Raw genomic sequence first — 25,367 nt, 5'->3', positions numbered from 1 at the left:
TATCAACTCTTTTCTTTTTTCATAATGTCCTCAGCTGCTTGTTTCGCACTGCTTACGGCTCCTTCTGCCAAAATGAAATCTGGAGAAGCCCAATCTCCGGCTATATATAATCCTGGAATGCCTCGTTTACAACTTTCTAGCATTTTCTCATCTCCTATTTGAGGTAAGCGCTGGTTAACCGTAATTTGTGGAATAAAGCGACTAGTAATTTCGTAGTTTTTCCATCCTGGTTGTATCTTTTCTAGGAATTGCTCAAGCTCATCCCTCACCTTTTTCGCATTGATCGTTTCATCTGGATGATGGTATTTAAACACATGCATAACGGCATTTTTGGCATCAGCAGAGAGCCGAGCATAGTTTGAATGAACGGAAAAATAAAGCGGATGATTGATGTCCATGGCAAACAGTTTCTTAGGATTTGGCAGCTGTGTTAAAGCGATATCGAATGTTGCTCCCTTTACCGGCTTCATTTTAGTAAAAGGGAAGTTAGATTTTTTACCTAACATATGCTGGAGTTCATAAGGGCCAGTTGTACATATGACGTATTTTCCAAAAACCTCCTCGTCATGAGAGAGCACGAGTTTAAAAGAATCCTGTTCAAGGGGGGCAATGTGTTTGACTCGCTTATGTGTTTCAATCTGTACACCAGAGACTACGGCTTTGTTGTGGAGCTGGTCGATAATTGTTTGCCAGCCATGGTCTAAATAAAGAACCCCATTCAAGACCGTCTTTAAATGAGAGACAATGATCTTTGCACTCGCTTGATCTGGAGCGTGGCAATACGTTGCCAGTCTGCCTAGTAAATAGAGTAAGGATTGGATGTTTGCTGATTCAGTCGTTTGTTGTACCCATTGCTCGAAAGTCCAGGTGGTTAGTTTTTTGGTATTTACTGAAATTACCTTTATTAAAACGTTAGCCCATTCGATACGATCCTTCCAGTTTAAAAGATTTGTTGTTAAAAGGCCTGAAGGAGTAAAAGGCGCGGAATATTCCAAATGCTCTTTTACTAAAACACCTCCTAATTTTGGGGATTTTCCAGGAACCTGAATAGTTAACTCTTCGAGAATCGCCATGGCTTTTCCTTTTTTAGATAGCGCATGTGGACCTAAATTGAAATATTGCTCGTGTATTTGATCTGTTCTAGCCCTACCTCCAACCTTTTTTCCTTTTTCGAGTACTAATATGGATAAATTCCTTTTTGCTAAATAATTTGCTGCCACGAAACCAGCTAATCCGCCGCCAATAATCACAACATCCCATTTTTGAGCCATAAGATAACCTCCATTTGTTATTTCATACTCAAGACGATGAAGGGTGGATAATTGTGACAAAGTTTCATGAAATGTTTAACCCATTTAAATATAAGAAGGCTTACCATGTCACAAGTGAATTGTAAGTAAAAATAAGAGCCCCTTGGAACGGAAGGTAAAAGTGTTCCAAGGGGCCTCATTTCATATTCGTTTTTTTTACTCTAATTATCATCACTCAGGGTACTGCCATTTTGCATGGGTTCATCCATCTGGATATTTAATTTGTCTAACATATTAATCGTGTCAACTAAATGATTGTTAAAGATTTGGCGTGCAACAGAAAGGAGATCAACAATCATCGGATCACGCAAGGAATAAATGACACGATTTCCGTCTTTCGTGCCTGTCACAATATTTTTTCCGCGAAGTACGGTTAATTGCTGTGAAACAGCTGAACCTTCACTTCCAGCAAGGCTTTGGATTTCGTTAACGCCTTTATCACCTTCAGCCAGTAACTCAAGAATTTTTATCCTAAGCGGATGGGCAAGAGCTTTAAAAAAATCTGCCTTGAATTTTTGCATCTCTAAGTTCAATTCTATTTCCTCCTATTAAAAGAGATTAGGCATTAAACACTTTCTTTTTTTCTTCCACTAAATCATAAGCACCTGACAAGGCTGCACATTCCCTAAAAGCGAAATGTTTGCATCCAATGCATTTATCTTTGTTTAAATGTAATAGTGCATAATTGATGGCATCTCCAGTATGTTCAAAAAAGTGCCTTTCGCCAATTAATTGATATAAGCCAGTCTTAATTAATACCTTTTTGGGCTGAACATTTAAGCCAGATATTAAGACAATTCCATGTTTTGAAAAGTCTTTTATAATACTAGATAAATGAGATTCCCCTGTTATATCCATGAAAGGTACTCTTCCCATTCTTAAAAGAAGTACTTTCGGTTTGTAGTTAATGGTATTCATAATACTCTGTTGAAAAGTCTGTGCTGCGCCGAAAAAGAGCGGCCCCTCTACATTATAAATACTAATTTGGGGGCAATCATGAGAATCTGTCACAATTTGAGTTTCTACTTTTTCTTGCTTATGTTCAGGATTAGGTAATGCCTTAGCCGTTACCATTATATCACTCATCCGTTTCGTGAAAATAATTATAGCCAAAATAAGACCGATTCCAACGGCAAGAGTCAGATTAAAAAACACGGTTAATAAGAAGGTGATGACTAAAACAAAGGAATCCTCTGTTTTGGCTTTTAACAGCTGGTAAAAGACATGACGTTCACTCATATTCCATGCAACAATCATTAAAATGGGTGCCATACTTGCCAAAGGTATTTTCGATGCGTATGGTGCAAATAGCAATAGAACCAAAAGGACTACGATCCCATGTATAACGCCTGATAGGGGGGAGGCTGCGCCATTTTTTATATTCGTAGCCGTTCTTGCGATCGCACCTGTTGCAGGGATCCCACCAAACATTGGTGTAACCATATTTGCAATTCCTTGCCCAATTAATTCTCGATTGCTATTATGCTTACTATTTGTCATCCCATCAGCGACCACGGCAGACAATAGCGACTCAATGGCTCCAAGAAAAGCAATCACAAAGGCAGGACCAATTAGCTGTTGAATCCGCTCAAAAGAAAGTGCGGGAAATTCAAATTTTGGTAGTGTGTTTGGAATGTCCCCAAAGGCTGAACCAATTGTTGCTATGTGAGTAGGAAAGAGAAAACTTGCAACTAGAGTCGAAACAATAAGCCCAATCAGAGGACTTGGGATAGCAGGAAGTAATTTTGGCATATATAGAATGGTTATTAAGCAAATCCCAGCAGTTAATAGACTATATAGGTTAATACTATCGATATGTTTAATTATTTCGTTAAGATTATTGAGAAAGTATTCATGGTTCTTCACACCCGTTAGACCTAAGAAATTTGGAACCTGCCCGATGAAAATAATGACTGCGATCCCTGAAGTAAATCCAATAGTAACGGATTTAGGAATGAATTTAATAAGTGACCCAAGCTTACAAACCCCCATAATAAATAAAAGAAACCCAGCCATAAATCCTGCAATCAATAAATTTTCATACCCATAGGTCATAATAATCCCAAATAAAATAGGAATAAATGCACCAGTAGGTCCGCCAATCTGATACTTTGATCCACCAAACAGTGAGATTAAAATCCCAGCAATAATGGTTGTATAGATTCCATATTCAGGCTTCACACCAGATGCAATAGCAAAGGCCATACCTAAGGGAATAGCAATGACCCCCACAATAATCCCTGAAATAATATCCTTTTGGAATGAATGAAGCGAATAACCCTTATATCTGCCACCTGAAATCAACTTCTGTTTCATATGTACCCTTCTTCTCTTGATATTTGTATATCTGATTATTTGAATATACTATATTATGAAATCAATTCTTAAATAATGTCAACAGAATTTTTTTCAGCGGGGACAAGCGGATGATCAACTGAATCAATTCAGTGCAAATATCGTTAGTTGATTGGAGCGGAAGGTGCGAGACTTCTCGAAAATGCATCCGCATTTTCTCGTGCGGTGTCAATTCAAGAAGCGTATTCAATGTCCTGCGAGATGGCCGCGCCAAGGAGGCTCATCGCCCACCCCGCGGGTCGCTGCGCATCCTGGAGCGGAAATCAACCGCACCAACTATTTATGAATTAGCCATTCTGTTTGCAAAACTGTACCACTCTAATAAAAATCTTAAGAAAATCTTAAGAAACTTATCCACTAGTTTATAAGGTTTTTTTATTAAAATAATCTCATTAGTAAAAAGGAAGACCATAAGTCATTGGGAGGAGAGTTGCTTTGAATAATCACAACCTATTGTTATTTTTACAATCTTTTATTCGTAAGCCTAAGGAGATCGGTAGTATTTGGCCAAGCTCAAGCTTTTTGGCAAGAAAAATGGTTCAGCAGGTGGCGTGGGAAGAAGTTGGAGCAATAGCAGAGCTTGGTTCCGGAACGGGTGTGATTACAAGAGAAATAAAACTATATGTATCTAAAAAAGCAACCGTTTTTCTGTTTGAAAAGGATAGGAAAATGAGGGGGAGCCTGCAGAGAGAATTCCCGACTGACTTGTGTAACCTAGATGCTGTTCATTTACTAAAGGCAATGAGCCGCAATGATATTCGACGATTAGACTGTGTTATGAGCGGATTACCATTCTTTAATTTTTCAGTCGAACTACGTGAAAGATTACTTAATCAGGTGATTGATTCATTAAAACCAGGGGGGTGCTTTATTGCTTTTCAATATTCTTTACAAATGAAGAAGCATCTCTCTAGATTTTTCCACATTGAGAGAATCCATTATGTCCCTCTAAATCTCCCGCCAGCTTTTGTTTATGTTTGCAAAAAGCCTAGCTAAAAACGAATAATAGAGGGAGGAGCACGATAGTTAGTGCGTATCAGGGGTGAATATAGTGAACATATTAGTTTGTGATGATGATCAGGCAATTGTTGATGCGATAGGGATTTACTTAGAAAATGAGGGATATTCAATTATTAAAGCTTTTAATGGGTTAGAGGCAATCGAAAGAATAGAAAGTCAGGAAATTCATTTAGTTATTATGGATATTATGATGCCGAAGATGGATGGAATCAGAGCTACCATGAAGATTAGGGAAGAAAATAATATCCCGCTCATTATGCTTTCTGCCAAATCGGAGGACTATGACAAAATATTAGGATTAAATTTAGGGGCAGATGACTATATGACGAAGCCTTTTAATCCATTGGAGCTCATTGCAAGGGTAAAATCGCAGCTAAGAAGGTACACAACGTTAGGGAGTCTTGAAACGAAAAGCCATGTGTACCAAACGGGTGGGCTGATGATTGACGATGAAAGTAAAATCATCACCGTTGATGGAGAGGGAGTGCAGCTTACGCCAGTACAATACAAAATCTTAAAGTTTTTAACAGCAAATGCAGGAAGAGTGTTCTCCATCGAGGAGATTTACGAAAAGGTTTGGAATGAGACAGCTTTTAACCCAGAGAATACAGTAACTGTTCATATTAGAAAAATAAGAGAAAAAATAGAAATCAATCCGAAAGAGCCAAAATATTTGAAGGTGGTGTGGGGAATTGGATACAAAGTCGAAAAAATATAGCCACTCAATCATAACTAAAGTGATTGTCTTTATAATCATGCTTGCCTGTTTTTCAGGTGCTATGCAAGCAATTGGGCATTTAGTTTCTGTGACTGACGGAGATGTTGAAATCATTTTTGAAGATAATTACTATCTTAGCAAGTCTTATGTGATGGAAAGTGAAGGTCTTATAAGTGACATTACTAGACTGATGGAGAGATATAAAAGTGAGGAACATATTTTAAAGGGAGAGACAATCAATAAAGATGAATTAAGAAATGAAGAACAGCAATTATTCTTTGATTATCAATTGGAATCTAAAAATTATAATCCAAATTTAAGAGAAGTAGAAAACTACGAGCAGTTTAAAATTGAATATGCCGATAAGATTACCCAGATGAAGGATCAAATGATTAAGAGGAATGTGAGGGAATTTCATTTTCTATTGAACAATATCGAAGGGGTTAAAGATCCATTGTATTATGCCAGTGATGGTGTAAATGTGTATACGAATAGTACAATGAAAGAGAAACAACAATTTAAAGCCTATCCATCTTATATGGTGTTTGAAGGATATAAAAGAGAGGTCTATCCAAAAGAAATAGAGGCAAATAAATACTTAAATTGGCTTACGATGGAATGGGATGAATGGGGCTCAGAAAATCTGGCTTTTTATGTTGCTTTTTCAAAAGAATCTTTAGATTCTAAAATAAGTGAGTGGAAAGAAAATAAAGTGATTGCCACAAAGGACTTCTATTGGTTACTCGGTTTTTCAGCAGGATTTATTCTCTCCTTTATTTATTTGGCACTAGTGAGTGGGAGAAAGTCCTTTAAGGATAAGGAATTGCGCTTACAAGCAATCGATAAATTATATATTGATTTGAGTATCTTATCATGTTTAGGACTTATCATCCTTTGGATGTTAATGCTTGATATGATTGTACTTCCAAATAACTTAAGCTGGGTCATCCCAGTCACGCTTCCGATTTCTGCCATCTTTTTCATACTCGTTTTATCAATGGTGAGACATTTTAAGAATCGAACATTGTTCAGGCATACATGTATTTATCAAATAATCAAAAGACTCGTCCAATTTATAGGAGATGTCTATAATAGCGGAAATGTTGGGGTGAAAACCGTACTAATTGTCATTGGCTATCCGTTATTGATTGCTTTAACATTCTTTATGTTCCCTGTAACGATAGGGGTTGCTGCCTGGTTCGCTTTAAAGAAAGTGAAGGCATTTAAGGCAATTAAAGATGGGGTCGAGGAAATAAAAAATGGGGAAATTCATCACAGCATTGAAGTGGCTGGTAAGGGAGAGTTTGCAAGCCTTGCCGCTAATATTAATAGCCTTGCTGATGGGTTGAAAAATGCAGTTGATAACGAACTAAAAAGTGAGCGGTTAAAAACAGAACTCATTACCAATGTATCCCATGACATACGCACACCATTAACATCGATTATCACGTATGTTGATTTATTAAAAAATGAAAAGGACTTGTCAAAGATAGCGGAATATATCGAAGTACTGGATCAAAAGTCGACAAGATTAAAGTACCTGACAGATGATTTATTTGAAGCGGCTAAGGCTTCCAGCGGAAACATCCCGGCCAATCTTGAGAAGATCGATATTGTCTCATTGATCACTCAAGGGCTTGGAGAAGTAAGTGAGAAGATTGAAGAGTTAGATTTAGAATTTAGGTTCAATCATCCAAATGATAGAGTCCATGTAACAGCGGATGGGAAACTATTGTGGCGATCGATCGAAAATGTATTATCGAATATCTTTAAGTATGCGCTTAAAGGATCAAGGGTTTATATCCAGATCGAAGAGGCAGGAAATGAAGTTCTTCTTACCTTCAAAAATATTTCAGCTTATGAGTTAAATATCTCAGCAGATGAATTAATGGAACGTTTTAAAAGAGGCGATGAATCGAGGGCAAGCCAAGGCAGCGGGTTAGGTTTGTCCATCGCAGAAAGCCTCATTGATATCCAGAAAGGGAAATTTTTAATTCAAATAGATGGAGATTTATTTAAATCGATGATCTATCTACCTAAAAATAACAAAGAGTGATTGATCATTCCTATTGCCTCGTTCCACGTGGAACAAAACGATTCGGCCAAAAAGCATCCTTTCCTTCAAAACTTTTGATGGAAAGGATGCTTTTCCTAATAAATGATTGCCAGAATTCAGACGTATAGGATCGTGCAATTCCTGCTGCGTATCATTTTGCGGAAGGAATAATCATGTAGAGGCAAAGGAATTTATTCGTTTCCCCCACTTATAAAACGGAAAGCACGGCTCATCACCGTCGGCACAACAGATGCATGGTTTTCGTCTAACGCCTCATAAAAGGCAATGTTTAACCCATACGCTTTCAATTTCTCATACATTGCTTGAGCATCAGTAACCATAAAGTCTTCTAGCTCTCCGACGCCAATAAATAAGGTATGATGATGGCCGTCATCTGCAATAATCTTTTCTGCCATAGTAACAAGTTCATAGTCATTCCACCAAATCGAAGGGCTAAGAGCAATGTACGTTTTGAAATCTCTACTATGATGAAATAAGTTCCATAACGCATAATATCCGCCAAGTGAATGGCCAAATAAAGTTTCATCCTTTACATTCACTGCGTAATGATCGTAAATCAACGGTTTTAGCTCTTTTTCAATAAATAAATGAAAGTCGATTGCACCTCCAACTGCTTCAGGCTCTTTTCCATGCATACGTTTCGGATAGGTATATTTTAGAGCGGGTGCTGTGAAATCATAAAACCTTCGAGAGCGCATTGTTTCCTTTTCGTGTTGAATACCGACTACTATTGAAGGATTCACTTTTGTCTTTCGCATATTTTTACTTTGGAGCTCCATCGTTTTTTTGGCAAAATCAAAATAAGATAAACCATCTAATACATAAATAATAGGGTAGCCTTCTTTTGGACAGTCTACTTCCGGGACAAAAACATCAACTGAATATGTATAGTTTGTGTACGTTGAATGGATGACCAGTGACAACTATATTCCCTCCCTGAACAATGATATAATTAAATGATAAGGATTATCAATTACATAGTCAATATAGGGGAGACGTATGGATTACACTATCAATCAAATTATCGATTACTATGCAGATGCATCAATTGAGTATGTAAATATCATTACAAATCAAATTTTACCGTACAAAACAGATGGCAATCGGTCGACAGCATCAGGTATTTCGGGGATTGTGATTCCGTTATCAGGAAGTGCAAATTTTTCTCTTAATAATACTAGATATGCGATGAAAGAAGGAACGATTGTACATGCTGGTTCGCAAATGAAACTTAAAATTGAGACGGTAGGAGATAAACCGTGGGAATATGCAGTCGTTCATTATAAAACTTTATATCATGCATCCGTTCGTTTAGATGATGAACATTTTCAAATTAAAATTAAGCATATGGCGAAAATTAAAGACTATGTCTATCAACTAATTAAATTTTCATCAGAGCCAGGGAGCATGGCAAGAATACAGGTGAAGGTAACCTTTTTTAATCTAGTAAATGAAATTTTATTACAGGCAAAACATCATGTAGATGATAAAAATACGTCAGTTATATCGAAAGCCATTTCCTTTATGAAAGAAAACTATGCAGATGAGTTTTCGATTGCGGAACTGGCTGAAATGCTGCAAATAGAGAGACGGAGATTTTCAGAGTTATTTGAACAGCATACAGGCCTTAGTCCAATACAATATTTAACGGAATATCGCATACGAATGGCGAGAGAATTGCTTCGAATAAGTCAGCATTCCATTGCTGAAATTGGGGAACTTGTTGGGTATCAAGATAATTTTTACTTTAGTCGTGTTTTTAAAAAGCAAGTGGGTATGTCTCCTTTAAAATATAAAAAGTATCTGGAAGAAAATGATATTTATTTTTAGCAATCTTACGAATAGATTGCTATTTTTATATAAAAATTTGGCAAAAGTCCATTTTTAAAAACGAATTAGTCCATTCCTTTTCTCATATGGCTTTGTTAAAATTCCAATATAAATGATAACGGTTATCAATTAAAATTTTACCAAAATGATATTTAGGAGTGTAACAGATGAAAAGATGGGTGTTATTCGGAGGAGCAGCTTTACTTACATTAGCGTTAGCAGGTTGTGGGGAAACAGAAGAAACAATATCTTCAGCAGGAGAAACAACAGAACAAGCTTCGACAGAAACAAATGAAGCTAAAATACAAACGATTTCATACTTAGGAAATGATTATCCTGTATCGGCACCTGCTGATCGTATTGTAGCTGCAAGCTTAGAAGCAATGGAAGATGCGGCAGTACTTGGTGTTAAGCCAACGGGTGTACTTGAAATCGCAGGTGAAATTCCAACTTATTTAGCAGAGGATTTAGCGGGAGCATCGCTTATAGGTGACAAACGAGCACCGAATGCGGAAGCCGTTTTAGCGCTTGATCCAGATGTAATCATTGGTACATCAAAGTGGGGAGAGGATATTATGGCGGAGATGAATAAAATTCAAACAACCCTTCCTTACTCTCATATTTCAACAAATTGGAAGGCGAACCTACTAGCATTTGCACAAGTAGCTGGAAAAGAAGAGATGGCTGAAACGATCATCTCAGACTATGAAGCAAAAGCAGAGACTGCTAAATTAGAAGCGGCAAAACAATTAGCTGAACAAACAATTTTAGTTATTCGTGTACGTGGTGGACTAATGTATATCTATCCACCAGGAGTGTATTTAAACCCTGTATTATATGAGGATTTAGGGGCAGCAGTACCTGAAATTATTGCGAATGCAGAAGCACAAGCTGAAATTACGATGGAGACGTTAGCTTCAATCAATCCTGACGCCATCTTCCTACAATTTGAGGAATCAGAAAATACAGATGCACCGACTGCACTTGAAGATTTACAAAGTAATCCAATCTTTGCAAGTTTAACAGCTGCACAAAATAATCAAATATTTGTTAACAGCATTGACCCGCTTGCTCAAGGTGGTACAGCATGGTCTAAAGTGAAGTTTTTAGATAAAGTAATTGAACACTTACTTCAATAATCTGTGCTTGGCGGACGGTTGAAAAGCTTGTCCGCTAGAGCTTTTTTTCGTTCTCTTATCATGTAGCAAATATGTGATTGTATGTTGAAAGAGATCCTCTAGAAAAAACCTTCCATAAAAAAAAGAATAGGTGGGCATTTTGAAAAATAAAAAAGCACTTTTCATTTTTACATTAGCCCCTGTATTGCTTATCTTAATCACATTCCTTTCGATTCTTTATGGAACGAAGGATATTAGCATGGTGACTGTGTGGAATGCGATTTTTCATTTTGATGAGGCAAATATTGATTATCAAATTATTCGAACGGGCCGAATTCCACGAGCAATTGCTGTGCTTTTGGTCGGTGCCTTTTTAGCAGTAGCAGGTTCGATTATGCAGGGGATTACTAGGAATTATTTAGCGTCACCATCTTTAATGGGTGTGAACGATGGGTCCGCATTTGTTATTACACTTGCAATTGTGTACTTTCCGGGATTATCCAATGTACAAATGATTTTATTATCAATGGTTGGTTCAGGAATGGGGGCGGGGCTCGTCTTTGGATTTGGCTCGCTCATACGAAATGGCTTATCTCCTGTAAGATTAGCCATTATTGGAACAGTCATTGGGACGTTTCTAAGCAGCATTGCAACAGCGATTGCGATGTACCATCAAGTGTCTCAAACGATTAGTGCTTGGTATAACACGAAAGTCCAAGCAGTAGATATGGATATGTTACTACTTGGACTTCCATTTGGAATGATTGGCCTTATATTAGCCCTCTTTTCAGCTCGGGCGATTACCATTACTTCTTTAGGTGAAGACGTTGCGATCGGGCTAGGACAAAAAACAAAAGCTATTAAAATTATCAGCATGTTAGCTGTTGTTTGTTTAACAGGGACATCTGTTGCTTTAGTTGGAAAAATTGCATTCGTTGGCTTAGTCATTCCACATATTACACGTTTTATCGTCGGTGTTGATTATCGGTTCATTATTCCATGTTCAGCGCTGATTGGCGCCTTCTTCTTATCGCTTTGTGATTTAATCAGTCGTTATATCAACTTCCCGTATGAAACACCAATTGGAGTAGTGACATCTATTATTGGGGTGCCCTTCTTCTTATATTTAATACTGAAACGTGGGGGTGAAAAAGCATAATGAAACGTTTTTCCCTCACATTTGCTGCTTTTTTTGTTGTGCTTTTCATGGGGAGCTATTTGCATATTATAAATGGAGCTTTTGATCTGTCGCTTTTAGACGTGTTGAAAACACTCCTTCGTATCGAGCCAAACGAGAAGTTTGATTTAGTTATTTTTGATTTTCGCTTGCCTCGTATTGTTATTGCGACATTAGTTGGTATTGGACTAGGGCTAGCAGGTGTTGTCCTCCAGGGCATTACCCGAAACGGATTAGCAGACCCAGGGATTTTAGGGATAAATGCAGGGGCAGGAAGTGCCATCGTTATTTTTATGTTTTTCTTTCAAGTCCAAGTAGTTAGTGCGGATATAAGCAGTTGGGTATCAATTATGATGATGCCACTATTTGGATTTGTTGGCGGAATTCTTGCGGCTGCCCTTATTTTTCTATTTTCGTATAAACATGGTCGCTTAGATATGCAGAGGTTAATTTTGACAGGGATTGCTATTAATAGCGGCTTTGGTGCATTATCAATGTATTTTTCATTAAAAATGAACTCGAAAGATTTTGAATCCGCTGCCCTATGGATGTCAGGTTCGATTTATAATGCAAACTGGATCTTTATTGTAGCCATGCTCCCATGGATCATTATTTTCGGAATTTATACATATAAAAAGGCGTATTTGCTCGATTATTTCCAACTAGAGGAAGATAACATTAAAAGTTTAGGGATTGCTTTGGAACGTGAAAAAATCGTATTGCTTCTTGCAAGTGTAGGATTAGTTAGTGCGTGTGTCTCCGTTTCAGGCAGTATCGGATTTATTGGGTTAATGGCACCCCATATTGCGCAAAAATTAGTTGGTGTTCGTCATCAATTTGTTATGCCCATTGCAGCGTTAATCGGAGCTGCACTTCTCGTATTCTCTGATTTTATAGCAAAAACAGTCTTTGCACCGTCTGAATTATCTGTAGGAGTAGTCGTTTCTATTATAGGAATTCCTTACTTTTTATACTTACTTGTAAAAGCGAAAGGGTGAATGAAGATGAATACTGCCTTCAGCATCGAACAATTATCAGCAGGGTATGAAAATATGAAAATATTAAATGAAGTGAATGTATCGATTGAAGGAGGAAAGATAACAACGATTATCGGCCCGAACGGTTGTGGAAAGTCCACGCTATTAAAAACGATTGGACGTATTTTAAAAAAACAGGGCGGACAAATTTTTATTCAAGATCAAAATATGGATACTTTGTCGACAAAGGAAATTGCTAAACAATTGGCATTGTTATCACAATCTCCAACTGCACCAGGTCAGCTGAAGGTGGAAGAACTTATTTCTTATGGCCGTTATCCACATCGGAAAAATGTCAATCGCTTAACAGCTCGTGATATAGAAATGATTGAGTGGGCAATGACGGCAACAAATACGATTGAATTTCGGGATCGCGAATTATCGCAATTATCTGGGGGGCAGCAACAACGTGTATGGCTTGCGATGGCGCTTGCTCAAGAAACAAAAATATTATTGCTTGATGAACCGACAACTTATTTAGATATAGCACACCAATTAGAAGTGTTAAATATAGTTAAGTCTTTGAATGAAAAGCATGGCTGTACAATTGTCATGGTACTGCATGACATTAATCATGCTGCTCGCTTTTCTCAGTATTTAATTACGATGAAACAAGGGGAAGTAATTAAATGCGGCACACCGTTTGAAATTATTACACGGGAAGTGTTGAAAGAAGTATTTCAAATTGATGCTCGTATCATTCGTGATCCTGAATTCGATATTCCTATTTGTTATTTGTATGATGTTTTAAAATAGTTTTTATTTGTAAAGTATATAGATAACCTAAAAAATCAGGTGTATGCTTCACTTGATTTTTTAGGCTAGTATGTTCTTCTCAGTGATCTTTATTTCTTTATATCCACTCCATTAATCTTAAGATGTGCATGAAATATTTCAAGACTGGAAGGAAGTGTTTCTTTGTTTTTCCAAGTCTCTTCGTTCCAAATGCTTGATTTTTTCAGTGCACGAGAACAATGGATATAACATTCTTCTACATCCACTCCAATCCCAAGTAATGGTGGCTTTCCATTCAGACTCATTTGCTCTAAGATTTCTTTGTTGTTGATAATGGTTGCTTTTCCATTTATGCGTAAGACTTCATCTAATCCTGGAATAAGAAAAACAAGCCCTACATGTGGATTTGATAAAATGTTTTCAAAGGAATCCACTCTTTTGTTGCCAGGACGATTAGGTAGGACTAATTGCTCGTTATTTAATACGAGGATGTTGTTTGGAAAATCCCCTCGAGGTGAAACATCACATCTTCCGTCTGCACCCGATGTAGAAAGGAAAAATAATGGTGACATCGAAATAAATTTTTTACAATGGTCATCTAGCATTGAAATTTCCTTTTTTACGACGTATTCATGCGGAGTGCCAATTATTTCTCTTAATTCTTTTTCAGAAGTAACGGCATCCGTTGAAAAATCTATTTTCTCCATTTACGAATATCCTCTCTCTCAAGCTTTATAGCTCAATTATAATAGAGAATGATAGGAATATATATTTATTCGATTGGATTCACTAGAAAATCACTCATAATTCTATCATCTGCTTTGCTGAAGAGTTTGAAGGGAGTGGAAACTTCTTATCCTTTATCAGATTATTCTAAACTTGTGATATAGTATAAAGTAGAATCTATTTATCTCCTGGTAGCAGGAATTTAGACGCGGAATTTGGACCTTTTTACACAAAATGACTCAAACTTATACAGCACAGAAGGAGTGATTGTTTTGGAATTAAATGATGTGATATTTGGACACAGATCGATACGAGAATATGAAGACCGAGAAGTAAGTCAAGAACTGCTAGAGGATATACTAGATGCAGGTATTCGCGCCTCATCAAGCGGCAATATGCAGTCATATTCGATTATTGTCACAAAAGATAAAGAGCTTAGGGAGAAATTGTATCCTGCACATATGGAACAATCGATGGTTGTTGATGCACCAATTCTATTAACCTTTTGTGCTGATTTTAATCGCATGAGGAAATGGCTTGAACTCAATGATGCACCAATCCATTTTGATAATCTTATGAGCTTTATGATCGGGGCGATTGATGCTACATTAGCAGCGCAAAACTGTGCATTAGCAGCAGAGAATGCTGGATTAGGTATATGCTATATGGGCTCAACGCTTGCGAATTGTGATCAAATTGGTGAACTCCTAAACTTGCCGCCAAATGTTGTCCCAGTTGTGGGCTATTCATTAGGCTATCCTGCCGAAAATCCTCCTACACGTGATCGATTGCCAAGTCATGGAGTGGTTCACTATGATCAGTATCGTGATTATTCAGATGAGGAAATCAAAGACATCTACAAAGAAAGAAATGAAAAGGGCTGGCAACGTTACATGGACATTCCTAGGTTAAAGGAAATGACCGAACGACTGGGATTGAAGAATCTAGCACAGGTCTATACGATTGCCAAGTATACGAAAGAATCACATATTGAGTTTTCACAAACTTTATTGAATTACTTGGAGAAGCAGAACTTTATGAATAATGATTAAGGCTATGAAAGTAATAGGTTATTTAAACGGTGGAATGATGTGAGTATTGTTAAAATGAGTAACCAGCAAAAGTAAATTAAGCGGAGTTATTCCGGTTAAATGCAGAATAGAGCTCACTTTTGGGGAAATAAGCGGAGTTATTCCGCTTATTTGCTGCCAAAGTCCCCATTTTTGGGTTTTTTGAGACAATAGGCGGAATTTCTCCGCTTATTTGTGCTTTTTTTATTAATAATTATGAAATAGGCGGAAATTTTCCGCTTATTAATCTGTTTGGCTGCTCAACCTAATTCCCCAACTGATAAGTGCGGATCTTCTTGTTCCTAGATAATTAATATAATCAATTTGCCTTATTTTTAATACATATTTTATATTGTGACCAATAGCATTTCCAAATGGTTAAAACCTATGCTAATCGCTTGCTGAAATACTTTTTATTTTTCTACCTCTTAACCAAACTACTTATCCCAAGGGGCAGGCTCCCTTTATGTAAAAGTCGAATCAAATAAATGTGGGACGGAAAAATCACCATTGATTGCTGTCTTTCTTAGTTTGAAAAATGAATTAATCGACTAAGTATTGGCCTCTCCGATTTATTCATGATTTTTAACGATGACTTCATCTAATGTGATTGAATGTAAGAATGATAGTCTTTTCGCCATTTCTTCAGGAGAACTTTTAAATCCTTCTTTAATCCAGTAAATAAATATACCTAGTAAGGCGTATGTTTCATAGGAATTAATTGCTTCAATATCAAACCACACCTCTACGTCATTTTTCAATAGTAACTCGTTGCGGCTAATCGCTGAAATGGTTTCACAAAAAATATTTTGTGAACCTGGTATTACTTCACCCATTAACATAAGCGAAAATACAAATTGATTATTAAATACAAATTCAAAGATTGGAACACTTCGTGAAGGTTCGGATAAAAGAAACGTCTTTTTCCTTTTAAAGCTATCTCTATAGTACCGCGCAAGCTCATCTAAATAATCGTGAAAGATGTCAGCTAGTAGTTGTGTGCTGTTCTCATAATGCGAATAAAATGTCACACGATTACAACGAGCAGCCTTTGCAATCTTTGTAATCGAGACTTCTTGGAAATTGCTCTCCTTTAATAAATCCAACATTGCCTTCTTTAAATTATTTCGTGTTCTTAAGATACGACGATCCTCATTTGCCACTTGTTTTCATCTCACCTTGCGCCGAACATTTTACACAAAGTATATCATGAATCAAAGGAGTGCGTTTTAATTGTGCATTTGATCATATAAAAGCCTTTTTTGACATGAAATCATCTCTTTTGACATTTACTCAGAATTCTGTTATTTTACATTTGTAGTTTAAATTTATTCGTGATGGATATTTGTTCATTGTGACAAGATATAGAATAGATTGACAGAATTTAATAGGAGGCGTTCAGTAATGACTCGTTTAGAAGGTAAAATTGCAATGATCACAGGTGCTGCTCAAGGGATGGGGGAATCACATGCCCGTCGTTTTGTAGCAGAAGGAGCAAAAGTAGTGATAACCGATTTAAATGAAGAAAAAGGAATGGCGCTTGCAAGTGAATTGGGGGAAAATGTTTTATTTGTAAAACAAAACGTAACAAAAGCAGAAGATTGGGAAGTTGTAGTTGCGAAAGCTGAAGAAAAGTTTGGACCTGTTAATATTTTAGTAAACAATGCAGGGATTACGATGGCAAAATCAATTCTACAGACGACAGAAGAAGAGTACCGTCGTATTGTGGATATTAATCAAGTATCTGTATTTTTAGGAATGAAGACAGTGATTCCGTCCATGCAAAAAGCAGGCGGTGGTTCTATTATTAATATTTCATCTATCAATGGCATTGTTGGTGGTGCAATTGGGTATACGGATACGAAATTTGCTGTTCGCGGCATAACAAAAGCAGCAGCAATGGAATGTTCAAACTATGGCATCAGAGTCAATTCTGTACACCCAGGTGTGATCGCAACTCCAATGGTTGTGCAGGAAGATACCAAAGCTGCTGTAGATGAATTTGCCAAGCATATCCCATTAAAACGTGTAGCACAACCAGAAGAAGTAACAAATATCGTTCTTTACTTAGCTTCTGATGAGTCAAGCTATTCAACAGGTTCTGAATTTATCGTTGATGGTGGATTAACAGCAATGTAATCTAGCTAATTAACATAGTGACAGCAACTGTTGTCACTATGTGTGATTAGCAGGACATAGGTTCCGTTATTTGCTACAATCATTATGCTTTCGTATTTTTAGCGGACAGACGTTCCGTTATTTATCCAAAAGAGTGTTCTATTCACCAAATGATTAGCAAATAACGTACTCAGTGTCCGTAAACTCTTCAAAATAGCTTGATTTATGATAATAACGTACTCCATGTCCACAAAAAAATTGTGTCATGCGCATATGGAGTTAATAAAACAAATAAAAAAGAATCGCATGGATTTTTACACGAATCCATGCGATTCTTTTGCTGTAATTTCGAATGCTTTTATACATTTTGATTTAAATATGTTTTTATAAGCGTACTATTTTTGTACTCCCGAAGCGATCATAGTTGTTTCTCTTGTTCCCGTTTTTCTTGTTAAAGAAAAGACAGCGCATAGCAAGGCAATGATGACAATGGCACCACCAAACCAAGCAGCATGGGAAACTGTTCCCGTTTGACTTAATACGATGCCGCCAAATCCTGAGCCTAGAGAAATCCCAATTTGTAATGCTGAATTATTGAAGCTTTGCTGAATGTCAGATGTAGCAGGATCAGTTTGGATTAAGTAGCTTTGTTGTGGTGGAGCTAGACTCCAGCTTAGTGCTGCCCAAATCATCATCATTGGGATGAAGACAATTAATGAAAATGTAGTAAATGGCAATAAGAATAGCACCACTGCAAATGAACTGATGACTACGAGAATACTTTTATGAGCGCCAATCGAATCTGATAGAGTTCCCCCGAATGCACCGCCACTAACTGCTGCAATCCCAAATAATAAATAACAAATACTAATCCAATTGGAACTCAGATGCAACTCTGACTCCAAAAATGGTGTGAAGTATGCATATAGCGTATAATGTCCTGCTAGCGTAAACATTGTAGCAAGATGTGCACTGCCGATTTTTAAACTAGCCACTGCTTTTAATTGCTGTGAAAGTGGAATCGTTTTTTCTCCAGGTACACGCTCTAAAAAGATGGAAATTAGCACAAAGGAACCGATCGATAACAAGGCAATTCCAAGGAAAATTACGCGCCAGCCAAAATGATCAGAAATAAGAATGCCGAGTGGCACGCCCATCACTAGTGATGAACTAATCCCCATATAAATGAGACCAAGCGCTTTTGCACGATGTGCTGGCAAAACAATTTTTGCAGCGATCGTTAAGGAAAGAACAACAATGAGTGCCGTACTCATAGCGCTCAAAACCCTTGCAATCATCATAAAAGTAAAATTGGGACTAAAATAGGTTAATATATTGCTGATGAAAAAAATAAACAAGGAAATGAGATACACCTTTTTTCGCTCTATTTTACTCGTTAGAACGAGCAGCACAGGACCGGCAATCGCATAAACCAATGCAAAAATCGTAATTAGTTGTCCGGCAGAGCCTAATGAGACATTGAAATCATTTGCAATCGTTGGCAGGATGCCACCTACTATTAATTCAACGAGTCCAACTGCAATCGTTGATAAGGCGAGGATAAAAACTTTTAGATTCATAATTTGCTTTACGTCCTTTCTAATAAAAAATAAAAAAATCCTGATTACAAAAAATGAACGATTCATTCATTTTCTGTAATCAGGATTTTAAGGTTCCTGGTAGAGACCCTCAAGCCATATTCTCGAGGTTATACAGGTATATTCATTTATTGTAATACAATACTTTGAATAGTTTACTAGCTACCATCTAATTAATCAAGTGCTAATTTTTACAAATGTGCTTCTTTCAATTGAAAATATGTAAATTAATATCTCTATTAAAGTAATTACTGATAAGGCAACTTGAAAAGTAGAGGAGCTCTAATATAAATGCTCCACTACTTTTTTTATGATTTAAAACTTAAATTTGAATGGGTTGAAATCAATCATAGTAGTTTAAATACATCTTCATTTATATAGTAAAGATAAATGTGAAGAAAACGGTTCTATTCCGATTTAACTAGATCTTATTCCTGCCTAATAAAAATAGTACATATTTTATATGTAAATTTCGAATAATAATCAGTGGAATAATTAGCCATGATCAGGAGGATGTAATGGACATGAACGATGAAAAGAAGAGTGTAAATGAAAATAGTAAAAATGAGCAATTGGAAGCGTTTCGGAGTAGAGATAATGAAGACAAGGTGATGACGACAAATCAAGGACTCAAAATTTCTGAGGATGAGTTTTCATTAAAGGCAGGCGAGCGTGGTCCGACGTTAATGGAGGATTTCCATTTTCGGGAAAAGGTAACGCACTTTGATCATGAACGGATTCCTGAACGTGTCGTCCATGCACGTGGGTTTGGTGCGCATGGGTACTTTGAGGTCTATGAATCAATGAAGCCCTATACAAAGGCAAAATTTCTACAAGACCCAAATGTAAAAACCCCTCTCTTTGTTCGTTTTTCAACTGTTATTGGTTCTCGAGGTTCAAAGGAAACAGCTCGAGACGTTCGCGGGTTTGCAACGAAATTCTATACAGAAGAAGGAATCTATGATCTAGTCTGCAATAATATGCCAGTATTTTTTATGCAGGATGCGATAAAATTCCCAGACTTTGTACACGCCAATAAGCCGGAGCCACATAATGAGATCCCTCAAGCAACAGCATCCCATGATACATTTTGGGATTGGATTAGCCAAAATCAGGAGAGCGCTCATATGGTGATGTGGACAATGAGTGACCGTGCACTCCCAAGAAGCTTTCGAATGATGGAAGGCTTTGGAGTGAATACCTTTCGCTTCGTGAATGAAGAAGGAAAGGGACATTTTGTTAAATTCCACTGGAAACCAGTATTAGGCACGCACTCTCTTGTATTGGATGAAGCCGAGAAAATTGGTGGGAAAGACCCCGATTTTAACCGACGTGATTTATGGGAGAATATCGAAATGGGCAATTATCCCGAATTTGAACTTGGGGTGCAGATCATTGAGGAGAAGGATGAGTTTGCCTTTGATTTCGACATTTTAGATGCAACAAAGCTCTGGCCCGAAGAAGATGTGCCCGTTCGTCTAATCGGAAAAATGACTTTGAATCGCAATGTTGACAACTTTTTTGCGGAGACCGAGCAGGTGGCTTTTCACCCGGGGAACGTCGTACCGGGAATCGACTTTTCAAATGATCCACTTTTGCAAGGGCGCCTATTTTCATACTTAGACACTCAGTTAATTCGTCTTGGCGGACCGAACTTCCATGAACTGCCGATTAACCGTTCTGTATGCCCGTTCCACAATAACCAGCGTGATGGCTATGGTCGTCAAACAATTAATGTAGGGCGGGTAGCTCATCATCGAAACGCGTTAGCGAATAATTCTCCTTATCCTGTTAGTGAGAAGGAGGGGGGATATGCTCACTATCAAGAAAAAGTCGAGGGACATAAGATTCGTGCGCGGAGCGATAGCTTTAAGGATCATTTCTCACAAGCTACTCTCTTCTGGAATAGTATGAGCGAGCCTGAGAGGCAGCATATTATTAATGCCTTTTCCTTTGAGGTAGGCAAGGTGAAAACAAAAGAAGTAAAGCAAAGAGTAGTTGATATGTTCGCTAACGTCAACTTAGAGCTGGCGAAAGCGTTCGCAATCAATATTGGATGTACCCCGCCTTCAACGGGGAGTTCAACAGTGACGAAATCATCCCCGGCTCTTAGTCAGGAAAACACACCGAAAAAGGCATATACAAGGAAAGTGGCCATACTAATTGCAGATGGATTTGATTTTCAACAAGTTACAGAAATCATTGCTGCCTTGCAAGCGGAGGGGGCGATGCCTGCTATTGTAAGCGATAGGCAAGGAATCATTAACAGTTCTAGCAACAACCAATTGGAAGCGAAACATTCGTTTATTACGGATTCATCTGTTGTTTTTGATGCGGTATATGTTGATGGGGGGAAAAATGCGACACCCGTTTTTCAAATGGAAGCCTGTCAGTTTGTAAAGGAAGCATTTATGCATTATAAACCAATCATTGGAACAAATGAGGGCAAGCAATGGATTGAAAAGGAAAAACTTGGGGGAAGTCTTGGTGTCTTTCTTGGTCCAGAAGAGAATCCTGATTTTGTGAATCAATTTGTACAAGGCGTTGCCTCTCATCGGTTTTGGAGTCGAGTGATAATCTAGTCCTCTAATGACCATATATAGAAAAAAGATTGCCTCAAAATGTATTCATCTTTTTGAGGCAATTTTTTTTGTTCGGATGGAGTTCAAACAAATAAGAGTAAAAAGTAGTAGTTCGCAATAAATGTTGTGCCACGATTATTTGATTTACTAATAGAGTTTATTAAAAAAAATGGAAACCGGTTTCGATAAAGTCATTGATTTTTCTGAAAATTAGGTTTATAATCCGAATTGAAAGCGGTTTCCTCCATAGAAAAAGCGAAATCTCCTTTGAAATTTAGAAATCGGTTTCTAAGTTATCTTGCAATAATGTAGTTTTTAGCATCAAACTTCAAAAAAAGGAGGGAAATCATACTTATAAAGGAGAATGAATATTCCAGTGGAACATTCAAAGTGTAAACAATTATTTGCTAAAAAATAGTAGGGGGAATGGAAAGTGAGAAGCTTAAAAAAACTGGTCGCATTAGGATTATCGACAGCCCTAGCATTTACATTAGCAGCCTGTAATGATAATGAAAAGTCGTCTTCAGATGATGTAGAAAAAGGAGATAAACAAGTAACTTTAGACTTTTGGACGTTCGGTGCGACTGGCTATGAAGATTTAGCTAAAGCCTATGAGGAGGAAAACCCGAATGTAAAAATTAAAGTACGAGCGGCTGAAACAGCAGAGCATCATGATGCTTTATTTACGGCATTATCAGCTGGAAGCGGTGCCCCGGATATTTCCATGTTAGAGATTGATCAGTTAGACCGTTTTAAAACGGCACAAGATCGTTTTGAAAACTTATATGACCTTGGAGCGAAGGATATAAAAGATCAATACTTGGATTGGAAATGGAATACGGGAGAAAACAATAGTGGCGATTTCTTAATTGGCTTGCCGACGGATATTGGGCCAAAAGCTTTATACTACCGCGTGGATGTATTTGAAGAGGCAGGTCTACCGACGGATCCGGATGAAGTAGCGAAATTAATTAGTACACCAGAGGCATTTGAAGAAGCTGGGTTAAAGGTAAAAGAACAAACGGGCAAAGTTTTTATTGATAGTATTGAAATGGCATTTAGAGCCTATTTAGATGCTGCACAAGAAACATTCCTTAATCCTGAAGGGGAATTATTGCTAGAAGAAAGTGGAAATGCTGTTAAAGAAGCTTTTGACTATGCCGTTAAATTAAATGATTTAGGCATTGTAGGGAAATTTGAAATGTGGTCACCAGAATGGGCAAACGCAGTAAATAAAGGAGAATTTGCTGCTGAGTTAGGCGCAGGCTGGTTAAAAGGTTGGATGGAAGGCAATGCCACAGAAGCAATCGGTAAATGGAGAGTAGCAACATTGCCATCAGAATTTGCTGCAAACTGGGGCGGCTCATTTATTGCTATTCCAAAGGAAACAAAAAATGCGAAGGAAGCATATGAGTTCGTTCAATGGTTAGTTTCACCTGATAATCAAATAAAATCATTCCAATCAAAGGGACTATTCCCGTCTGCCCCTTCTGTTTATGAGATGGATGAATTTAAGAGTAATGAAGATGAGTTCTTTGGCGGGCAAGCGACAGCACCTGTTTTTGCAAAAGCAGCTCAAGATATCAATGGTGCTGTTTATAAAGGGGAAAAATACTTCCCAGTTTATCAGGAAGTATTGAATGCCTTGAAAAATGTCCAATCTAAAGGAGCAGATCCAAACAAAGAGTGGGAAGATGCGATTAAGCGCTCGAAGGATTTATTAAAGAGATAGATTAGTAGTCTGTTAGTGTGTGTTCAAACATGTGAACAAAAAGAGCCGGTAATTTCAAGGAAGTGCAGCTTATAGCACTGGAGCGTACGTCTTCGGTACGTGAGGAGTGGATAAGCAAATGGACACAGAAATTAAGGCAACTTTTTTCCCAGACTTTTTGAACATCATCTATTAGAGGTAGATGTGGGGCCAAGGAGCTTCACTTCTACCTATTGATTAGAAAAGAGGTGTGAAAAATGCAGCCTGAAAGCAGTAGAGAAAAGGTGGAGAAGAATGGAGAGGTGAGTGCCTATCAAGCAACAAAGAAACAAAAACTAAGTAAGAAGCGGTACAGATCTGAAGAGAAAAAGGACATGATTTCGGGCTATTTATATATCGCTCCCTTTTTTATTATCTTTTCTCTTGTTGGTTTATACCCTGCCCTTTTTAGCATTTATTTAGGATTTCAAAAATGGAATGGGTTAAGCCCAATGACGTTTGTAGGCCTCTCGAATTTCGAAATTGTGTTAACAGATCCGCTCTTTTGGAAATCGGTTTATAATACAATTGTTATAGGAATTATGGGGACTGCTCCACAATTAGTATTTGGCATCATTTTTGCCTTTTTGCTCAATCTAGCCTTTTTAAAATTTAAGCATTTTTTCAGAGTAACCATTTTTATGCCGTATATTACTTCTATGGTTGCTGTAGCCCTTATTTTCAGCGTATTGTTTAGCGATCACGAATCTTCCTTAGTCAATTATTTGTTAAGCTTGGCGGGGGTTGATCCAGTGAACTGGAGCAGTTCTGAATGGGGGACGAAAATTGCGATTTCAATTATGGTATTTTGGAGATGGGTAGGCTATAACACGATTATTTACCTTGCAGGCATTCAAAGCATTCCAAATGATTTGTATGAAGCAGCGATGATTGACGGAGCAAATAAATTTCAGCAGCTCATCTATATTACGATGCCAATGCTGAAACCATTTATTATCTTAACGGTATTTACTTCGACCGTTGGGGCTTTACAGCTATTCTCTGAACCAACTGTCTTTTTAGGAAATAGTGCATTTACGAGAGATGAGGCAATGACAATCGTGATGTATTTGTATCGTGATGCCTTTAAATTACAATCCTTTGGTACGGCATCTGCGACGGCCATCATTCTTTTAGTAATGATCACCATATTTGCAGTAATTAACACATCCTTAATAGCAGGGAAAGGTAGGAAGAAAAGGGGTGAAAACGCATGAGCCCATTAGAAAAACGAAAAAGCACCCCTGTTAGTAAAATCCTCATTTATGTGCTTTTGTCCATTGTGTCTTTATTTTCTTTGTTCCCGTTTTATTGGATGTTTGTCATGGCAACAAATCCTAGCTCTGCCTATAATTCCATCCCACCGACGGTTACACCAGGGCGCTTATTAGTCGATAACTTTATGAAGGTAATAGACAAAATTGATTTCTTTCAAGCAATGTGGAACTCCTTCGTCGTCTGTTCCATTGTAACCATTGTCGTTCTATTTATTAGCTCATTAGCTGGATTTGCTTTTGCGAAATTTAAATTTCGAGGGAAAAATATTCTCTTCATGGCCATCCTTTTGACGATGATCATTCCGCCGCAGCTAGGATTAATCCCGCAGTATTTTTTGATTTCTAAGGCTGGATTACTCGATACATTGCCAGGTGTGATGATATTGTTCTTCCTAAATCCACTCGGTATTTTTCTAATGAGGCAATATATTAGTGAATCTGTACCAGATGAATTAATCGAAGCGGCAAAATTAGATGGATGCTCCAATTTTAAAATTTACCGGAGTATTGTGCTTCCGATTATCCTTCCTGCCTTCGCAACACTAGGAATCATTGTCTTTTCTGCAGCATGGGGAGAATTCCTCTGGCAGTTTACCGTCTTAAGGGACCCAGAGCAATATACGATTCAAGTCGCACTAGCTCAATTAAGCAATACACAGAATGTTGATTTCGGGATGATCTTATCAGGAGTATTCTGGGCAACGATCCCGCTTCTAGTTATTTTCTTATTATTTAACCGTTTATTTATTTCAAGTATTACGGAAGGATCTGTGAAATAAGCATGAATACGAACGGTCTTTGTGATCGAATGAAGCTCTTATGAATCTAGCAATGATTATCAATTATTTTGAGAGAAATAGAAGGGATTA

The 25,367-nt window shown here is 37.6% G+C and carries 21 protein-coding genes and 1 riboswitch; of the genes, 14 read left to right on the top strand and 7 right to left on the bottom strand.

Annotated elements, in window-relative coordinates:
* Window positions 1-2: 2 nt before the first annotated feature.
* The 3 genes from J2Z40_RS13130 to J2Z40_RS13120 all read right to left on the bottom strand — a co-directional run bounded on the left by J2Z40_RS13130 (window position 3) and on the right by J2Z40_RS13120 (window position 3,626).
* Entirely contained in the window at window positions 3-1,271 is a 1,269-nt protein-coding gene (locus J2Z40_RS13130; protein ID WP_066398682.1) for a phytoene desaturase family protein, read from the bottom strand.
* Between the two features lie 200 nt (window positions 1,272-1,471).
* Window positions 1,472-1,843, bottom strand: coding sequence for an ArsR/SmtB family transcription factor (locus J2Z40_RS13125; RefSeq protein ID WP_066398681.1), 372 nt, complete (start codon window positions 1,841-1,843; stop codon window positions 1,472-1,474).
* 25 nt (window positions 1,844-1,868) lie between these two features.
* Window positions 1,869-3,626 carry a SulP family inorganic anion transporter gene (locus J2Z40_RS13120; protein ID WP_066398680.1) on the bottom strand — a complete coding sequence of 586 codons (1,758 nt, stop codon included), beginning with the start codon at window positions 3,624-3,626 and terminating at the stop codon, window positions 1,869-1,871.
* Window positions 3,627-4,100: 474 nt separating this feature from the next.
* On the opposite strand from J2Z40_RS13120, the gene J2Z40_RS13115 reads away from it, so the two are divergent.
* Genes J2Z40_RS13115 through J2Z40_RS13105 form a run of 3 tightly spaced genes read left to right on the top strand, consistent with a single transcriptional unit; the run spans window position 4,101 to window position 7,459 of the window.
* Window positions 4,101-4,661 carry a class I SAM-dependent methyltransferase gene (locus J2Z40_RS13115; RefSeq protein WP_066398679.1) on the top strand — a complete coding sequence of 187 codons (561 nt, stop codon included), beginning with the start codon at window positions 4,101-4,103 and terminating at the stop codon, window positions 4,659-4,661.
* A 55-nt stretch (window positions 4,662-4,716) separates the two neighbouring features.
* Entirely contained in the window at window positions 4,717-5,403 is a 687-nt protein-coding gene (locus J2Z40_RS13110; RefSeq protein ID WP_066398676.1) for a response regulator, read from the top strand.
* Window positions 5,378-7,459, top strand: coding sequence for a HAMP domain-containing sensor histidine kinase (locus tag J2Z40_RS13105; protein ID WP_066398673.1), 2,082 nt, complete (start codon window positions 5,378-5,380; stop codon window positions 7,457-7,459). Before J2Z40_RS13110 ends, J2Z40_RS13105 begins: the two co-directional genes overlap by 26 nt.
* Window positions 7,460-7,650: 191 nt before the next feature.
* On the opposite strand, the gene J2Z40_RS13100 is transcribed toward J2Z40_RS13105, so the two are convergent.
* Window positions 7,651-8,403, bottom strand: a complete 753-nt coding sequence (locus tag J2Z40_RS13100; protein ID WP_066398670.1) for an alpha/beta hydrolase — start codon at window positions 8,401-8,403, stop codon at window positions 7,651-7,653.
* Between the two features lie 76 nt (window positions 8,404-8,479).
* Between J2Z40_RS13100 and J2Z40_RS13095 the strand changes: the two genes are divergently transcribed.
* The 5 genes from J2Z40_RS13095 (at window position 8,480) to J2Z40_RS13075 (ending at window position 13,398) form a co-directional block, all read left to right on the top strand.
* The gene (locus tag J2Z40_RS13095; RefSeq protein WP_066398668.1) at window positions 8,480-9,310 is read left to right on the top strand and encodes a helix-turn-helix domain-containing protein; all 831 of its coding nucleotides are present in this window, start codon (window positions 8,480-8,482) and stop codon (window positions 9,308-9,310) included.
* A gap of 167 nt (window positions 9,311-9,477) precedes the next feature.
* Entirely contained in the window at window positions 9,478-10,449 is a 972-nt protein-coding gene (locus tag J2Z40_RS13090) for an ABC transporter substrate-binding protein (RefSeq protein ID WP_066398664.1), read from the top strand.
* A gap of 163 nt (window positions 10,450-10,612) precedes the next feature.
* Window positions 10,613-11,587 (top strand): FecCD family ABC transporter permease, encoded by a 975-nt coding sequence (locus J2Z40_RS13085; RefSeq protein ID WP_425351409.1) that lies wholly within the window; start codon window positions 10,613-10,615, stop codon window positions 11,585-11,587.
* A complete protein-coding gene (locus tag J2Z40_RS13080) occupies window positions 11,587-12,603 on the top strand; it encodes a FecCD family ABC transporter permease (protein ID WP_066398661.1) in 1,017 nt (338 codons plus the stop codon). The genes J2Z40_RS13085 and J2Z40_RS13080 overlap by 1 nt, the downstream gene beginning before the upstream one ends.
* A 6-nt stretch (window positions 12,604-12,609) precedes the next feature.
* Window positions 12,610-13,398: an ABC transporter ATP-binding protein gene (locus J2Z40_RS13075; RefSeq protein WP_066398658.1), complete on the top strand. Its 789-nt coding sequence runs from the start codon at window positions 12,610-12,612 to the stop codon at window positions 13,396-13,398.
* A gap of 89 nt (window positions 13,399-13,487) precedes the next feature.
* On the opposite strand, the gene J2Z40_RS13070 is transcribed toward J2Z40_RS13075, so the two are convergent.
* Window positions 13,488-14,084 carry an MSMEG_1061 family FMN-dependent PPOX-type flavoprotein gene (locus J2Z40_RS13070; RefSeq protein ID WP_066398655.1) on the bottom strand — a complete coding sequence of 199 codons (597 nt, stop codon included), beginning with the start codon at window positions 14,082-14,084 and terminating at the stop codon, window positions 13,488-13,490.
* Between the two features lie 291 nt (window positions 14,085-14,375).
* Between J2Z40_RS13070 and J2Z40_RS13065 the strand changes: the two genes are divergently transcribed.
* Window positions 14,376-15,155: a nitroreductase family protein gene (locus J2Z40_RS13065; protein WP_066398651.1), complete on the top strand. Its 780-nt coding sequence runs from the start codon at window positions 14,376-14,378 to the stop codon at window positions 15,153-15,155.
* A 590-nt stretch (window positions 15,156-15,745) separates the two neighbouring features.
* Here J2Z40_RS13065 and J2Z40_RS13060 read toward each other — a convergent pair.
* A complete protein-coding gene (locus tag J2Z40_RS13060; RefSeq protein ID WP_342590338.1) occupies window positions 15,746-16,336 on the bottom strand; it encodes a TetR/AcrR family transcriptional regulator in 591 nt (196 codons plus the stop codon).
* Window positions 16,337-16,577: 241 nt separating this feature from the next.
* On the opposite strand from J2Z40_RS13060, the gene J2Z40_RS13055 reads away from it, so the two are divergent.
* On the top strand, window positions 16,578-17,312 hold the full coding sequence (locus tag J2Z40_RS13055; RefSeq protein ID WP_066398648.1) for a glucose 1-dehydrogenase: 735 nt from the start codon (window positions 16,578-16,580) through the stop codon (window positions 17,310-17,312).
* Window positions 17,313-17,686: 374 nt separating this feature from the next.
* Here J2Z40_RS13055 and J2Z40_RS13050 read toward each other — a convergent pair whose 3' ends face one another.
* Entirely contained in the window at window positions 17,687-18,871 is a 1,185-nt protein-coding gene (locus J2Z40_RS13050; RefSeq protein ID WP_066399632.1) for an MFS transporter, read from the bottom strand.
* A gap of 56 nt (window positions 18,872-18,927) precedes the next feature.
* Window positions 18,928-19,027, bottom strand: a riboswitch (purine riboswitch).
* Between the two features lie 386 nt (window positions 19,028-19,413).
* Here J2Z40_RS13050 and J2Z40_RS13045 point away from each other — a divergent pair.
* From J2Z40_RS13045 to J2Z40_RS13030, 4 genes are all read left to right on the top strand, one after another.
* A complete protein-coding gene (locus J2Z40_RS13045) occupies window positions 19,414-21,471 on the top strand; it encodes a catalase (RefSeq protein ID WP_066399630.1) in 2,058 nt (685 codons plus the stop codon).
* Window positions 21,472-21,904: 433 nt separating this feature from the next.
* On the top strand, window positions 21,905-23,203 hold the full coding sequence (locus J2Z40_RS13040; RefSeq protein ID WP_066398646.1) for an extracellular solute-binding protein: 1,299 nt from the start codon (window positions 21,905-21,907) through the stop codon (window positions 23,201-23,203).
* Window positions 23,204-23,439: 236 nt separating this feature from the next.
* Window positions 23,440-24,438 (top strand): carbohydrate ABC transporter permease, encoded by a 999-nt coding sequence (locus tag J2Z40_RS13035; protein ID WP_083953982.1) that lies wholly within the window; start codon window positions 23,440-23,442, stop codon window positions 24,436-24,438.
* On the top strand, window positions 24,435-25,277 hold the full coding sequence (locus tag J2Z40_RS13030) for a carbohydrate ABC transporter permease (RefSeq protein WP_066398643.1): 843 nt from the start codon (window positions 24,435-24,437) through the stop codon (window positions 25,275-25,277). Before J2Z40_RS13035 ends, J2Z40_RS13030 begins: the two co-directional genes overlap by 4 nt.
* Window positions 25,278-25,367: the final 90 nt, after the last annotated feature.

The organism is Cytobacillus eiseniae, from assembly GCF_017874625.1.
Lineage (GTDB): Bacteria > Bacillota > Bacilli > Bacillales > Cytobacillaceae > Cytobacillus > Cytobacillus eiseniae.
Note: the sequence above shows the minus strand (reverse complement) of the source record. Positions and strands in the feature narration are given on the sequence as shown.

Bases quoted from the DNA above. Each gene is read 5' to 3' on its own strand.
- J2Z40_RS13130 (WP_066398682.1), bottom strand. From the start codon at position 1,271: ATGGCTCAAAAATGGGATGTTGTGATTATTGGCGGCGGATTAGCTGGT.
- J2Z40_RS13120 (WP_066398680.1), bottom strand. From the start codon at position 3,626: ATGAAACAGAAGTTGATTTCAGGTGGCAGATATAAGGGTTATTCGCTT.
- J2Z40_RS13095 (WP_066398668.1), top strand. From the start codon at position 8,480: ATGGATTACACTATCAATCAAATTATCGATTACTATGCAGATGCATCA.
- J2Z40_RS13090 (WP_066398664.1), top strand. From the start codon at position 9,478: ATGAAAAGATGGGTGTTATTCGGAGGAGCAGCTTTACTTACATTAGCG.
- J2Z40_RS13080 (WP_066398661.1), top strand. From the start codon at position 11,587: ATGAAACGTTTTTCCCTCACATTTGCTGCTTTTTTTGTTGTGCTTTTC.
- J2Z40_RS13075 (WP_066398658.1), top strand. From the start codon at position 12,610: ATGAATACTGCCTTCAGCATCGAACAATTATCAGCAGGGTATGAAAAT.
- J2Z40_RS13070 (WP_066398655.1), bottom strand. From the start codon at position 14,084: ATGGAGAAAATAGATTTTTCAACGGATGCCGTTACTTCTGAAAAAGAA.
- J2Z40_RS13055 (WP_066398648.1), top strand. From the start codon at position 16,578: ATGACTCGTTTAGAAGGTAAAATTGCAATGATCACAGGTGCTGCTCAA.
- J2Z40_RS13050 (WP_066399632.1), bottom strand. From the start codon at position 18,871: ATGAATCTAAAAGTTTTTATCCTCGCCTTATCAACGATTGCAGTTGGA.
- J2Z40_RS13045 (WP_066399630.1), top strand. From the start codon at position 19,414: ATGAACGATGAAAAGAAGAGTGTAAATGAAAATAGTAAAAATGAGCAA.
- J2Z40_RS13035 (WP_083953982.1), top strand. From the start codon at position 23,440: ATGCAGCCTGAAAGCAGTAGAGAAAAGGTGGAGAAGAATGGAGAGGTG.
- J2Z40_RS13030 (WP_066398643.1), top strand. From the start codon at position 24,435: ATGAGCCCATTAGAAAAACGAAAAAGCACCCCTGTTAGTAAAATCCTC.